Here is a 14,648-nt window from a genome sequence, read left to right on the forward strand (position 1 = left end):
CTTTCCCTACTCTGCCGCCTGCACTGCGGCAATCATTCGAACTACATCAACCGTTTCGGCAACATCATGCACCCGCACGATCTGCGCCCCCTTGCTGACGGCAAGAGCCGCTAGCGCCAGGCTGCCATACAACCGCTCAGCCACCGGGCGCCCGAGCACGCCACCGATCATGCTCTTGCGTGACACACCTACCAGCAGGGGGCGACCCAATTGGTGAAGTGCCTCCAGATGCTTGAACAGCACGAGATTGTGATCCAGCGTCTTGGCAAACCCGAACCCTGGGTCGAGCACGATGCGCTCGGTCGGAATGCCTGCCGCCGCGCAGGCAACCATTCGGTCACCGAGGAACGACGCTACTTCCTCAGTGATATCGTCGTAACGCGGATCATCCTGCATATCACCCGGCTCGCCGCACATATGCATGAGACAGACCGGCAGACCGCTGTCGGCCGCAGCATCCAGCGCGCCATCGCGCCGCAACGAGCGCACGTCGTTGATCAGCCCAGCCCCGAGACGCGCACACTCACGGATCACGGCCGGCGTCGAAGTGTCGACCGAGATGACGACGTCCAGCTCGCGGGCGATAGCCTCGACGATCGGAGCGACTCGCTCCAGTTCCTCAGTAGGCGATACCGAGCGCGCGCCCGGACGCGTCGATTCACCCCCGACATCGATCAGCGTGGCGCCAGCCGTGACCATCGCCTGCGCGTGGCGCAAGGCGGCGTCGCGCTCGGCGAAGCGGCCACCGTCGGAGAAGGAATCAGGGGTGACATTGAGAATCCCCATGACATGGGGACGGGATAGATCGAGAACCCGACTGCCGCAGACCAGCCGAGCAGGTGAAGACGAGTTATTCATTCACGAGCCTTGAACGTTGGGACGCCTGGGCAGGCGATCCACGCCAGCTGCACCACCATGGCACAGCGGGGAGAACAATTTACACCAGAAGGGGCGCCTATGCGCCCCTTCTGGATTCAGCTCATGACACGCGTTCGGCGCGCTACCCTCAGTGCTCGCCGGCCGGACCGCCGATCGGCGTCTGCGGCCGGCTGTCATCCGGTACCGCTGGCGTCCCGGATGTTCCAGAACCACCCTCCCAGTCGCGCGGCTCACGCGGTGGGCGTCCGGCCATGATGTCGTCGATCTGCGGCGCATCGATCGTTTCGTACTTCATGAGGGCCTCAGCCATCATGTCCAGCTTGTCGCGATTGTCCGTCAGGATCTGCTTGGCCGTGCCGTAGCAATGATCGATGATGCTGCGCACTTCTTCATCGATCAGCTTGGCGGTCTCGCCGGACACGTTGGCATGCTGACTACCGGCACTACGACCGAGAAAGACTTCGCCTTCCTCTTCGGCATACATCAGCGGACCAAGCTTTTCGGACAACCCCCACTTGGTCACCATGTTCCGCGCCAGTTGCGTGGCGCGCATGATGTCGTTGGAGGCGCCAGTCGTGACACCTTCGAACCCCAGGGTCATCTCCTCCGCAATCCGGCCGCCAAATAGCGAGCAGATCTGGCTGATCAGCGCGCGCTTCGACAGGCTGTAGCGATCCTCTTCCGGGAGGAACATGGTGACGCCCAACGCCCGCCCACGCGGGATGATCGAAACCTTGTACACCGGATCGTGCTCCGGCACTACGCGCCCCACGATGGCATGTCCCGCCTCGTGATAGGCCGTGTTGAGTTTCTCCTTCTCGGACATAACCATGGACTTGCGCTCGGCGCCCATCATGATCTTGTCCTTGGCCAACTCGAACTCGCGCATCTCGACAATGCGCTTGTTCGCCCGCGCGGCGAACAGCGACGCCTCGTTGACCAGATTGGCCAGGTCCGCGCCCGAAAACCCCGGTGTACCGCGGGCGATGACCGCCGGCTCGACGTTCTCGCTGACCGGCACCTTGCGCATATGCACCTTGAGGATCTGCTCGCGACCGCGGATGTCCGGCAAGCCAACAACGACCTGGCGGTCGAAACGACCCGGACGCAGCAGCGCCGGATCGAGCACGTCTGGGCGGTTGGTAGCCGCGATGACGATAATGCCGTCGTTCATCTCGAAACCGTCCATCTCCACCAGCAACTGGTTAAGGGTCTGCTCGCGCTCGTCATGCCCGCCGCCAAGGCCGGCACCACGATGGCGGCCGACTGCATCGATTTCGTCGATGAAGATGATGCACGGCGCATGCTTCTTGGCCTGCTCGAACATGTCACGGACACGGCTGGCGCCGACACCGACGAACATCTCGACGAAGTCCGAACCCGAAATGGTGAAGAACGGCACCTTGGCTTCGCCGGCGATTGCCTTGGCCAGCAGCGTCTTACCGGTACCGGGCGGACCAACCATCAACACACCGCGCGGAATACGGCCACCGAGACGCTGGAACTTGCCTGGGTCACGAAGGAATTCGACCAGTTCGTGCACCTCTTCCTTGGCCTCGTCGCAACCCGCGACGTCAGCGAAGGTGGTTTTGACCTGATCCTCGGAGAGCAACCGAGCCTTGCTCTTGCCGAAGCTCATCGGCCCGCCCTTGCCGCCGGCACCGCCCTGCATCTGCCGCATGAAGAACATGAACACAGCGATGATCACCAGGATCGGGAAGCTGGCCACCAGCAGCTGGGTCCAGATGCTCTGCTGCTCAGGCTGCTTGCCCTCGATCAGCACATTGTTGTCGAGCAGGTCACCGATCAGGCCGTTGTCCTGGATCGCAGGGCGAATGGTCTTGAAGGTATCGCCGTCGCTCCGCTTGCCGATGATGACGAAGCCATCGACGGTCACGCGCTCGACGCGCCCTTCCTTGACTTGCTCGAGGAAATCCGAGTAGTTCAGCGTCTGCGGCTCGGTCGGGCTGGAGAAGTTGTTCATCACCGTGACCAGGACGGCGGCGATGATCAGCCACAGAATCAGGTTTTTTGCCATGTCGTTCAATTCACTACCCTCTGGAGCAAACCCGTTGTCTGCGGGCCCGCATGACGGCCGATAGGTTGCTTGGCCTAACTTACTACACAACTCAATGAAACAGGCAGCCGGTCTGTAACCCTATGAAACAGCCTAGCCCTAGCCTCATATACCCGTCCATTGGACTCGCAACCGCTGGAAACGGTCGCCTTGATCTCTGACGCCAGCGCACATGCTAGTCGTCTTGCCCACCCCGAAAGCCACGAGCGAGCAGATATTGCTCGCGAGACCGATCGCGCGACGATAGCGGCTTGCGCATTTGCACTTTCTCGAAGTTCTGCCGAACCTCTTTCAGGTAGGCATCGAAGCCCTCGCCCTGAAATATCTTGATCAAGAAATCACCACCCGGACGCAGCACGCGGCTCGCCAGATCGAGCGCCAGCTCGCAGAGGAACATCGCGCGCGGCTGATCCGCCGCCCTCACCCCACTCATATTGGGGGCCATATCCGAAATCACAAGGTCGACGGGATTATCCCCGATGGCCTCGAGGATCTGAGCGAAGACCTCGTCTTCTGTGAAATCGCCTTGAATGAAGGTTACGTCGGCGATGCTGTCCATCGGCAGAATGTCAGATGCGATCAGCCGACCCTTGTCGCCGATGACCCGACTGGTGACCTGAGACCAGCCACCCGGCGCCGCACCGAGGTCGACCACCGTCATGCCAGGGCGCAGGATGCGATCCTTCTCCTGGATTTCCAGCAGCTTGTAGCTGGCGCGCGAACGGTAGCCGTCGCGTTGGGCCATTTTCACGTAAGGATCGTCGAAATGTTCTTTCAGCCACCGAGGGCTGGTCTTGGAGCGTGCCAAGCTGATACCTCATCTGTGCGGCCCTGCACCTCTCGGGTACACTAGCCGCCGTTTTTCAAGGGTTCTGACGCAAGGGTCGAAATATGCCGCTCACCAACGAGCAGAAGAAACAGTACAAGTCTATCGGCCACCATCTGAAACCGGTTCTGATCGTAGCCGAAAACGGGCTGACCGAAGGCGTTCAGGCCGAACTGGAGCGAGCCCTGAACGATCATGAGCTTATCAAGATCCAGTTTCGTCTTACCGAGCGCGAAGATCGTCGTGCCTTGATGGAAGAACTGTGCGCGATCGGAAAGTGCGAGCTGGTACAAACCATCGGCAAGATGGCACTGGTCTATCGCAAAAATCCGAAGCCGAACAAGCAGCTGTCGAACATCCATCGCTTCCAGGCGTGAAACCGCTGCGGCAGCAACCTGCCGCGGCAATTCATTGCGCTCGCCCTGGCGTAGGCTGCAATACCAGCATCAGGCCGCCCAGGGCCATCGCCAGAACGCTGAAACTGCCCCAGTAAATGGACTCGAACCAGCCAGCATTCATCAAAAGATGAGTGCCGGCCAGGGCCATCACTGCCAACAGCACCTGCCCACGCACGTCACGCCACAAACCGCTAAGGCCGACTGCCTGGACCAGCACTAGCGCCTGCAGCGCGGCACAGAATGCGGCGAAGCCGACCATCAGAGGGCGCAGGCTTCCGGCAATCTCCTCCACCAGCATTGGCGCCAGGCCGATCCGGCCGAGCGCAGGCAGCACCAGGAACTGCAGCAACCACAGACCGCCGACCCAGAAGGTCTGGGTCAGCTGCCAGGTGATGAAACCGGCGCGCGCAGGCTGCCGATCAGATATGGCGGACTTCGACAATCTCGTACTCGATCAGTCCGCTGGGTGTTTTGACCGCCACCACATCGCCCTCTTCCTTGCCGATCAGCGCCCGCGCGATCGGTGAACTAACCGACAGCTTGCCCTGTTTGATATCGGCCTCGTCGTCACCGACGATCTGGTAGGTCACCTGCTCGTCCGTCTCGACGTTGGCGATGTCCACGGTGGTACCGAAGATCACCTTGCCGGTCGGCGGGATGCTGGCGATGTCGATAACCTGGGCATTCTGCAGACGACCCTCGATGTCACGAATGCGCGCCTCGACCATGCCCTGCTGCTCACGCGCCGCGTGGTACTCGGCGTTTTCCTTGAGGTCACCCAGCTCACGCGCCTCGGCGATGGCCTGGGTGATCTGCGGACGCAGCACGGTTTTCAAATGCTTGAGTTCTTCTTCCAGGGCGCGAGCGCCCTGGATGGTCATGGGGAATTTTGTCATGCGTTGATTCCTGCATGGAGATCCTGCAAGCGGCGCACGGTCTTCTCGGGACCGAACTTGAGCGCCTCACAGATCGCCTGACCACCGGCAATGGTGGTGGTGATGCAGATCTTGTGTTGCAGGGCGTTGCGACGAATGGAGTACGAATCGGCGATGGACTGGCGCCCTTCGGTAGTGTTGATGACCAGCGTGACTTCGTCATTCTTGATCATGTCGACCACGTGCGGACGGCCTTCGGTCACCTTGTTCACGCGACGTACCGGCAAGCCGGCCGCCTCAATGATGCGAGCAGTACCGGCCGTTGCGACCACCTCGAAACCGAGCCCGACCAGATCACGAGCGACCTGTTCGACGTAGGGCTTGTCGTCTTCGCGCACGCTGAGGAAGGCGCAGCCAGACGTCGGCAGGATTTCGCTGGCACCCAGCTGGGCCTTGGCGAAGGCTTCGGCGAAGCTATCGCCGACACCCATCACCTCGCCGGTGGACTTCATTTCCGGGCCGAGAATGGTATCGACACCCGGGAACTTGGCGAACGGGAACACCGCTTCCTTGACGCTGAAATAGGTCGGGATGATCTCGCGAGTAAAGCCGACTTCCTCGAGCGTCTTACCAGCCATCACGCGAGCGGCGACCTTGGCCAGCGACTCGCCGATGCACTTGGATACGAACGGCACCGTACGCGAGGCGCGCGGGTTGACTTCGAGCACGTAGATGTCCTCGCCCTGCACCGCCATCTGCACGTTCATCAGGCCGACCACGTCGAGCTCCAGGGCCATCTTGCGCACCTGCTCGCGGATCTCGTCCTGAATGTGCTGCGGCAGCGAGTAGGCTGGCAGCGAGCAGGCCGAGTCACCCGAGTGCACGCCGGCCTGTTCGATGTGCTGCATGATGCCGCCAATCACTACCGTCTCGCCGTCGCAGACGGCGTCGACGTCCACTTCGATGGCGCAGTTGAGGAAGTGGTCGAGCAGAACCGGGCTGTCATTGGACACCTGCACCGCTTCGCGCATGTAGCGCTTGAGCTCTTCTTCCTCGTAGACGATTTCCATCGCGCGACCGCCCAGTACGTAGGACGGGCGCACCACCAGCGGATAACCGATGGCCTTGGAAGCCGCGATCGCCTCTTCTTCGCTGCGCGCCGTGGCGTTCTGCGGCTGGCGCAGGTTCAGGCGCTGCACCATCTGCTGGAAACGCTCGCGGTCTTCGGCACGGTCGATGGCATCCGGGCTGGTGCCGATGATCGGCACGCCGGCTTCTTCCAGGGCGCGACAGATCTTCAGCGGCGTCTGACCACCGTACTGCACGATCACACCCTTGGGCTGCTCGACGCGGACAATTTCCAGCACATCTTCCAGGGTCACCGGCTCGAAATACAGACGGTCGGAAGTGTCGTAATCGGTAGAAACGGTCTCCGGGTTGCAGTTGACCATGATGGTCTCGTAGCCGTCTTCACGCATCGCCAGCGCGGCATGCACGCAGCAGTAGTCGAATTCGATGCCCTGGCCGATGCGGTTGGGACCGCCGCCAAGAATCATGATCTTCTCGCGGCCACTCGGGTTGGCCTCGCACTCTTCCTCATAGGTCGAGTACATGTAGGCGGTGTCGGTGGCGAACTCGGCGGCGCAGGTGTCGACGCGCTTGTACACCGGCAGCACCTTGAGCTTGTGGCGATGGCTACGCAGGTTCTTTTCGGTGACGCCGAGCAGCTTGGCCAGACGGGCGTCGGAGAAACCCTTGCGCTTGAGCTTGTACATCAGGTCACGGTCGATGCTGGACAGGCCGAGCGTCTTGACCTGCTCCTCGTCCTTGACCAGGTCCTCGATCTGCACCAGAAACCACGGATCGATCTTGGTCAGGGCGAACACGTCTTCGACGCTCTTGCCGGCGCGGAACGCGTCGGCCACGAACCAGATGCGGTCGGCGCCCGGCACGGTCAGCTCGCGCTTGAGGGTGCTCTCGGCCTCGGCGTCGGCCAGGTTCAGCTTCGGGTCGAAACCGGTGGCGCCGACTTCCAGACCGCGCAGGGCTTTCTGCATGGACTCCTGGAAGGTGCGACCGATGGCCATGACCTCACCGACCGACTTCATCTGAGTGGTCAGACGGGCGTCGGCCTTGGGGAATTTCTCGAAGGCGAAGCGCGGCACCTTAGTCACGACGTAGTCGATCGCCGGCTCGAACGAGGCAGGCGTGCGACCGCCAGTGATGTCGTTCTGCAGTTCGTCGAGGGTGTAACCGACAGCCAGCTTGGCGGCGATCTTGGCGATCGGGAAGCCGGTGGCCTTGGAGGCCAGCGCCGAGGAACGCGACACGCGCGGGTTCATCTCGATCACGACCATGCGGCCGGTGTTCGGGCAGATACCGAACTGCACGTTGGAGCCGCCGGTTTCCACGCCGATCTCACGCAGCACCGCCAGCGAGGCGTTGCGCATGATCTGATATTCCTTGTCGGTCAGGGTCTGCGCCGGGGCAACGGTGATCGAGTCGCCGGTGTGGACGCCCATCGGATCGAAGTTCTCGATGGAGCAGACGATGATGCAGTTGTCCTTCTTGTCGCGGACTACCTCCATCTCGTATTCCTTCCAGCCGATCAGCGACTCGTCGATCAGCAGCTCGCTGGTCGGCGACAGATCCAGACCACGGGCGCAGATCTCTTCAAACTCTTCACGGTTGTAGGCGATGCCGCCACCGGTACCGCCCATGGTAAACGACGGACGGATGATGCAGGGGAAGCCGACCTTGTCGAGAACCGCGTAGGCCTCTTCCATGTTGTGCGCAATGCCGGATTCCGGGCAGGCCAGGCCGATGTTCTTCATCGCCTTGTCGAAGCGCGAACGGTCTTCAGCCTTGTCGATGGTGTCGGCGTTGGCACCGATCATCTCGACCCCGAACTTCTCCAGCACACCGTGCTTTTCCAGGTCCAGCGCGCAGTTCAGCGCAGTCTGGCCGCCCATGGTCGGCAGCAGCGCGTCGGGGCGCTCCTTCTCGATGATCTTGGCCACGGTCGCCCACTTGATGGGCTCGATGTAGGTGGCGTCGGCCATGGCCGGGTCGGTCATGATGGTGGCCGGGTTGGAGTTCACCAGGATGACGCGGAAGCCTTCTTCCTTTAGCGCCTTGCACGCCTGGGCACCGGAATAGTCGAACTCGCAGGCCTGGCCGATGACGATGGGGCCAGCGCCGAGGATGAGGATGCTTTTGATATCTGTACGTTTTGGCATATTCGTTACTCGAATCCTTGGGTCAGTCGGCGAGTCATCTTGAGAGTTACTGCGCGCCGCCTGGGCTGCGTTGCGCGGTACTCACTTCCTCGCCGTACTACCTGTACTGTCTCGTCGTTGCGTTCCGGGCGCCTTGCCCAGACCGCGCTCGCTACACTCTCAAGGCGACTCGTTTACTGTCGCTTGGCCATGGCTTCGATGAAACGGTCGAACAGCGGCGCGACGTCGTGCGGGCCGGGGCTCGCCTCGGGATGGCCCTGGAAGCTGAAGGCCGATTTGTCGGTACGCTCGATGCCCTGCAGGGTGCCGTCGAACAGCGACTTGTGCGTCGCACGCACATTGGCCGGCAGGCTGGCTTCGTCCACGGCGAAACCGTGGTTCTGACTGGTGATCATCACCACGCCAGTCTTCAGATCCTGCACCGGGTGGTTCGCACCGTGGTGACCGTTGGGCATCTTCACGGTCTTGGCGCCGGAGGCCAGCGCCAGCAGCTGGTGGCCGAGACAGATGCCGAATACCGGAATGTCGGTTTCGAGGACTTCCTGAATCGCCTTGATTGCGTAGTCGCACGGCTCGGGGTCACCCGGGCCGTTGGCCAGGAAGATGCCGTCCGGATTCAGCGCCAGGGCTTCGCTGGCAGGCGTCTGCGCCGGCAGCACGGTGACGCGGCAACCGCGGGCGACCAGCATGCGCAGGATGTTGTACTTAACGCCGTAGTCGAAGGCGACGACATGGTAGGGCAGCTCGCTGGCCGGGATCTCGGCATGCGCGTCGTCCTTCAGGCACCAGACAGTGGAACGCCACTCGTAACGTTCCTTGACGCTGACTTCCTTGGCCAGGTCCATGCCTTTGAGGCCGGGGAAGCTGCGCGCCAGCTCCAGCGCTTTCTCTTCTGTCGCGTCAGCTCCAGCCAGGATGCAGCCGTTCTGCGCACCCTTCTCGCGCAGGATACGGGTCAGACGACGGGTATCGATGCCGGCGATGGCAACGGTGCCGTTAGCCTTGAGGTAATCGGGCAGCGACTGCTTGTCGCGCCAGTTGCTGGAAATCAGCGGCAGGTCGCGAATCACCAGGCCCGCGGCCCAGACCTTCCAGGACTCGGCATCCTCGGGCGTGGTGCCGGTATTGCCGACGTGGGGATAGGTAAGGGTAACGATCTGCTTGGCGTAGGAAGGATCGGTGAGGATTTCCTGATAGCCGGTCATGGCGGTGTTGAACACCACCTCACCAATGGTTTGCCCATCGGCGCCGATGGATTCGCCGCGAAAGATGCTGCCATCGGCAAGAGCCAGAATGGCTGGCGTAAGGGCTGGCTTAGTCAAGAGACCTCCCGTAGATCAAGGCTGGAGCAAACGCAGATTGTAAAAAAGCGGGATGACGTGTGAAGGTCATCCCGCTTTTTGTTTGATTCATTTCTGCGCAACTTTTAGTGGACACACTAAAGCGGGAAGCTTACACAAAACCGCCTTTCCGGTCCAGCCGAAATCGCCGTCCAGCGCACCCGAACGGGGCACCGCACAGCCATTGCGCGCAACGAATCATTTCAGCCCGAGCACGTCCTGCATGTCATAGAGCCCTGCCGGCTTCTCGTCCAACCACAGCGCGGCGCGCACCGCCCCCTTGGCGAAGGTCATGCGACTGGAGGCCTTGTGGGTGATCTCGACGCGCTCGCCATCGGCGGCGAACAGCACGGTATGGTCGCCCACGACGTCCCCGGCACGCACTGTGGCGAAGCCGATGGTCTCGCGCGGCCGCGCCCCCGTCTGCCCCTCGCGCCCGTACACCGCAACCTTCTGCAGGTCACGCCCCAAAGCTTCGGCGACGACTTCGCCCATGCGCAGAGCGGTACCCGACGGCGCATCCACCTTGTGCCGGTGATGGGCCTCGATGATCTCGATGTCCACATCGTCACCCAGCACCCGCGCCGCCGTATCCAGCAGCTTGAGGCAGAGATTGACGCCAACACTGAAGTTGGCCGCGAAGACGATCGGAATCTCCCTGGCCGCCGCCGCGAGGCGCTCCTTTTCTTCCGGCGAAAAGCCGGTGGTGCCGATCACCATGGCCTTGCCGGCGCGCCGGCAGACGTCCAGATTCTTCAGCGTCACGGAAGGGTGGGTGAAGTCGATCAGCACGTCGAACTCGTCGACCGCCCTGGCGACCTCACCGGTCAGCGGCACGCCCAGCCGCCCGATGGCTGCCAGCTCGCCTGCATCGGCGCCGACCAGGGTGCTATCCGGCCGATCGATGGCCGCGGTCAGGCCGGCGGCGCCGCCTGTCTGCTGCACCGCCTCGATCAGTGTCTTGCCCATGCGCCCGGCGGCGCCCGTCACTGCAATACGTCGCATAACATCAGCTCCAAGCTGCAAGCCGGAAACCGACGGCGAGGCCGATGCACCAGGCACCGGACCTCAAGCCCTCAGCTCGACTCAAACATCACCGAAAAAGCGCTTCACACCCTCGAACCAGCCGCTGGCCTTGGGTGAATGGGAGGTGTCGCCCTGTAGCGTGCCGCGGAACTCCTCGAGCATCTCGCGCTGGCGCTTGCTCAGGTTGACCGGCGTTTCGACCACGACGCGACACATCAGATCGCCCGCTGCGCCACCGCGCACCGGCGCCACACCCTTACCGCGCAGGCGGAACTGCTTGCCGGTCTGGGTGCCTTCCGGGATCTTCAGCTTGACCCGGCCATCCAGCGTCGGCACCTCGAGCTCGCCACCCAGCGCCGCATCGGCGAAGCTGATCGGCACCTCGCAGTACAGGTGCTTGCCGTCACGCTGGAAGATCGCGTGCTCGCGCACGTTGACCACTACATACAGATCACCAGCCGGACCGCCCTGAGTACCCGCCTCACCCTCACCAGACAGGCGAATGCGGTCGCCGGTATCGACGCCCGGCGGCACCTTGACCGAGAGCGTCTTCTGCTCTTCGACGCGACCCTGGCCGTGGCAGCTGCCGCAAGGGTCGGAAATCATCTTGCCGCTGCCATGACAGCGCGGGCAGGTCTGCTGTACGGAGAAGAAGCCCTGCTGCATGCGCACCTGGCCGATGCCGCCACAGGTGGTACAGGTCACCGGACTGGTACCCTTCTTCGCCCCGGAGCCATCGCAGGTCTTGCACTCGACCAGAGTCGGCACGCGAATGGTCACGGTGGTGCCGCGTACAGCCTCTTCCAGATCGAGCTCCAGGGTGTAGCGCAGATCGCTGCCGCGCTGAGCGCCGCCGCGGGAGCCGCCACGGCCACCACTGAAGAAATCGCTGAACACGTCGCCGAAGATGTCGGAGAAGTTGGCGCCGCCATAACCGGCTCCACCCGCCCCCATCTGCGGATCGACGCCGGCGTGTCCGTACTGATCGTAGGCAGCGCGTTTGCTCGGATCGGACAGCACCTCATAGGCCTCATTGGCCTCCTTGAAGGCATCCTCAGCCGCCTTGTCGCCCGGGTTGCGGTCGGGGTGATGCTTCATGGCGAGGCGACGGTAAGCCTTTTTCAGCTCCGCCTCGCTGGCGCCGCGCTCGACGCCCAGCACCTCGTAAAAATCGCGTTTGGCCATAACTATCCTGAACCCTCAATTTCATGCCTTCCAGACACGCCGACGCGGGAGCAAGCCCCCGCGCGGCGGTCTTGCCCACCCCATTGGCGTCGGGGCGGGCTGGAGCGGAAGCAAGCCGGGGCTTACTTGTTGTCCTTGACCTCTTCGAACTCGGCATCGACCACGTCGTCGCCCGGCTTCGCCTGCTCACCGGCAGGCTGACCCTCGCCAGCCTGGCCCTGCTCGGCATACATCTTCTGCGCCACCGGAGTGGAGGCCTGGGACACCGCGGCGATCTTCGCTTCGATCTCGGCCTTGTCGTCGCCCTTGATGGCAACTTCCAGCTCGCCAAGCGCCTTCTCGATCGCCGCCTTGTCATCGTCACTGGCCTTGTCGCCGGCTTCGGTGAGCATCTTGCGGGTGGCATGTACCAGCTGGTCGCCCTGGTTACGTGCGGTGGCCAGCTCCTCGAACTTGCGGTCTTCCTCGGCATTCGCCTCGGCGTCACGCACCATCTGCTCGATTTCCTCCTCCGACAGACCCGAGTTGGCCTTGATCACGATGGACTGCTGCTTGCCGGTGGCCTTGTCCTTGGCGGACACGTGCAGGATGCCGTTGGCGTCGATGTCGAAGGTGACCTCGATCTGCGGCATGCCGCGCGGAGCCGGCGGAATCTCGGCCAGATCGAAGCGACCCAGCGACTTGTTCTGCGCGGCCTGCTTGCGCTCACCCTGCAGCACGTGAATGGTCACGGCGCTCTGGTTGTCGTCGGCAGTGGAGAACACCTGCGACTTCTTGGTCGGGATGGTGGTGTTCTTCTCGATCAGCGGAGTCATCACGCCGCCCAGCGTCTCGATGCCCAGGGTCAGCGGGGAAACGTCGAGCAGCAGCACGTCCTTGACGTCACCAGCCAGTACCGCACCCTGAATGGCGGCACCCATGGCGACGGCTTCGTCCGGGTTGACGTCCTTGCGCGCTTCCTTGCCGAAGAACTCGGCGACTTTCTGCTGCACCAGCGGCATGCGGGTCTGACCACCGACCAGGATCACGTCGTTGATCTTCGACACATCGATGCCGGCATCCTTCAGCGCGATGCGGCACGGCTCGATGGTGCGCTCGACCAGATCCTCGACCAGCGACTCCAGCTTGGCGCGGGAGATCTTCACGTTCAGGTGCTTCGGACCGGACGCGTCAGCGGTGATGTACGGCAGGTTGACATCGGTCTGCTGGCTCGAGGACAGCTCGATCTTGGCCTTCTCGGCAGCTTCCTTCAGGCGCTGCATGGCCAGCGGGTCACCCTTGAGGTTCATGCCGGTTTCTTTCTTGAACTCGTCGACGAGGTAATCGATCAGGCGAATGTCGAAGTCTTCACCACCGAGGAAGGTGTCACCATTGGTGGCAAGCACTTCGAACTGGTGCTCGCCGTCGACTTCGGCGATCTCGATCACCGACACGTCGAAGGTACCGCCACCCAGGTCATAGACGATCACGGTGTGGTCGCCCTTGGCCTTGTCCATGCCATAGGCCAGCGCAGCCGCGGTCGGCTCGTTGATGATGCGCTTGACGTCCAGACCGGCGATGCGACCGGCATCCTTGGTGGCCTGACGCTGGCTGTCGTTGAAGTAGGCCGGCACAGTGATGACCGCTTCGGTGACCGACTCGCCCAGGTAATCCTCGGCGGTTTTCTTCATCTTTTTCAGCACTTCAGCGGAAATCTGCGGAGGGGCCATCTTCTGACCCTTCACTTCCACCCAGGCATCACCGTTATCGGCCTTGACGATGCTGTAGGGCACCATCTTGATGTCCTTCTGCACGACGTCCTCTTCGAAGCGACGACCGATCAGACGCTTGACTGCGTACAGGGTGTTCTGCGGGTTGGTGACTGCCTGGCGCTTGGCCGACTGGCCGACCAGCGTCTCGCCATCGTTGGTGTAGGCGATGATGGACGGCGTGGTGCGTCCGCCTTCGGCGTTCTCGATGACTTTGACGTTGCCGTTTTCCATGATGGAGACACAGGAGTTGGTGGTCCCCAGGTCGATACCGATGATCTTGCCCATTTAATTCGCTCTCCAAATTTCGATTGATCCGCGCCTGTCTACCGGCTGCGGGTAACACAAAAACGCTTGGCTACCAGATGGGGTTGGGTACGCCGATTTCAAGCCTTCTCATCGATCGAAGGCGGCGCGTCGGCAGGCGCCTTGCTGACCACGACCATCGCCGGACGCAGCAGGCGGCCGTTGAGCAGATAACCTTTCTGGAACACCTTGAGCACACTGCCCGGCTCGACGTGGGTGCTTTCCTCCATCGCCATGGCTTGGTGATGCTCGGGGTTGAACGGCTCGCCATGCGGGTCCAGCTGCTCCAGCTGATGGCGCGCCAAGGTGTCGAGCAGCAGCTTGAGGGTCAGCTCGACGCCTTCGCGCATCGGCTTGACCGCCTCGTCGTCCGGATTCGACAGCTCCAGGCCGCGCTCCAGGCTGTCGGCAACCGCCAGCAGGTCACCGGCGAACTTTTCCAGCGCGAACTTGTGCGCCTTCTCCACATCCTGTTCGGCACGTCGGCGGATGTTCTGCAGCTCTGCCGCCACGCGCAGCGACTGATCCTGCGCAGCCGCCAGCTGCTCCTCCAGCGACTGCACGCGGGCCGCCAGATCCTCGGCTACGTCCGCTTGCGATTGCTCTGGCGTTTCCGGGTTCTGGTTATCCTGATTCTGCTCGTCGGCCATGGGTCCTCCTCTCAGTACGATCAGCGGGCAGCAAGCCCGCGCTTGTGCCGCTATATGGGGGCGCGAAAACCGGCTTCAAGGGCATGAGACGATGTGCAG

The 14,648-nt window shown here is 62.4% G+C and carries 12 protein-coding genes; 1 reads left to right on the plus strand and 11 read right to left on the minus strand.

Annotated features, from left to right (window positions below; translation table 11 throughout):
• Positions 1-6: 6 nt before the first annotated feature.
• From folP to rlmE, 3 genes are all read right to left on the minus strand, one after another.
• Positions 7-858 (minus strand): dihydropteroate synthase, encoded by an 852-nt coding sequence (gene folP, locus OUY36_RS17620; RefSeq protein WP_267935300.1) that lies wholly within the window; start codon positions 856-858, stop codon positions 7-9.
• A gap of 148 nt (positions 859-1,006) precedes the next feature.
• Entirely contained in the window at positions 1,007-2,926 is a 1,920-nt protein-coding gene (gene ftsH / locus OUY36_RS17625; protein WP_256359734.1) for an ATP-dependent zinc metalloprotease FtsH, read from the minus strand.
• A gap of 205 nt (positions 2,927-3,131) precedes the next feature.
• On the minus strand, positions 3,132-3,764 hold the full coding sequence (gene rlmE / locus OUY36_RS17630) for a 23S rRNA (uridine(2552)-2'-O)-methyltransferase RlmE (RefSeq protein ID WP_063541280.1): 633 nt from the start codon (positions 3,762-3,764) through the stop codon (positions 3,132-3,134).
• 83 nt (positions 3,765-3,847) lie between these two features.
• Here rlmE and OUY36_RS17635 point away from each other — a divergent pair, with 83 nt between their 5' ends.
• Entirely contained in the window at positions 3,848-4,159 is a 312-nt protein-coding gene (locus OUY36_RS17635) for a YhbY family RNA-binding protein (RefSeq protein ID WP_063541279.1), read from the plus strand.
• A 31-nt stretch (positions 4,160-4,190) separates the two neighbouring features.
• Here OUY36_RS17635 and OUY36_RS17640 read toward each other — a convergent pair whose 3' ends face one another.
• From OUY36_RS17640 to grpE, 8 genes are all read right to left on the minus strand, one after another.
• Complete coding sequence (locus OUY36_RS17640) at positions 4,191-4,622, minus strand: hypothetical protein (protein WP_063541278.1); 432 nt, start codon at positions 4,620-4,622, stop codon at positions 4,191-4,193.
• On the minus strand, positions 4,600-5,076 hold the full coding sequence (greA, locus tag OUY36_RS17645; protein WP_063541277.1) for a transcription elongation factor GreA: 477 nt from the start codon (positions 5,074-5,076) through the stop codon (positions 4,600-4,602). Before greA ends, OUY36_RS17640 begins: the two co-directional genes overlap by 23 nt.
• Entirely contained in the window at positions 5,073-8,294 is a 3,222-nt protein-coding gene (carB, locus tag OUY36_RS17650; RefSeq protein ID WP_156245291.1) for a carbamoyl-phosphate synthase large subunit, read from the minus strand. The genes greA and carB overlap by 4 nt, the downstream gene beginning before the upstream one ends.
• Positions 8,295-8,467: 173 nt before the next feature.
• Positions 8,468-9,616, minus strand: a complete 1,149-nt coding sequence (carA, locus tag OUY36_RS17655) for a glutamine-hydrolyzing carbamoyl-phosphate synthase small subunit (RefSeq protein ID WP_267935304.1) — start codon at positions 9,614-9,616, stop codon at positions 8,468-8,470.
• Positions 9,617-9,832: 216 nt separating this feature from the next.
• Positions 9,833-10,639, minus strand: a complete 807-nt coding sequence (gene dapB, locus OUY36_RS17660) for a 4-hydroxy-tetrahydrodipicolinate reductase (RefSeq protein WP_267935306.1) — start codon at positions 10,637-10,639, stop codon at positions 9,833-9,835.
• 81 nt (positions 10,640-10,720) lie between these two features.
• Positions 10,721-11,845: a molecular chaperone DnaJ gene (gene dnaJ / locus OUY36_RS17665; RefSeq protein WP_063541273.1), complete on the minus strand. Its 1,125-nt coding sequence runs from the start codon at positions 11,843-11,845 to the stop codon at positions 10,721-10,723.
• Positions 11,846-11,967: 122 nt separating this feature from the next.
• The gene (dnaK, locus tag OUY36_RS17670; RefSeq protein WP_102838553.1) at positions 11,968-13,881 is read right to left on the minus strand and encodes a molecular chaperone DnaK; all 1,914 of its coding nucleotides are present in this window, start codon (positions 13,879-13,881) and stop codon (positions 11,968-11,970) included.
• 98 nt (positions 13,882-13,979) lie between these two features.
• Positions 13,980-14,549 (minus strand): nucleotide exchange factor GrpE, encoded by a 570-nt coding sequence (gene grpE, locus OUY36_RS17675; RefSeq protein WP_102838554.1) that lies wholly within the window; start codon positions 14,547-14,549, stop codon positions 13,980-13,982.
• Between the last annotated feature and the right edge of the window lie 99 nt (positions 14,550-14,648).

It is taken from the genome of Stutzerimonas sp. R40042, from assembly GCF_026642215.1.
Taxonomy (GTDB): domain Bacteria; phylum Pseudomonadota; class Gammaproteobacteria; order Pseudomonadales; family Pseudomonadaceae; genus Stutzerimonas; species Stutzerimonas frequens.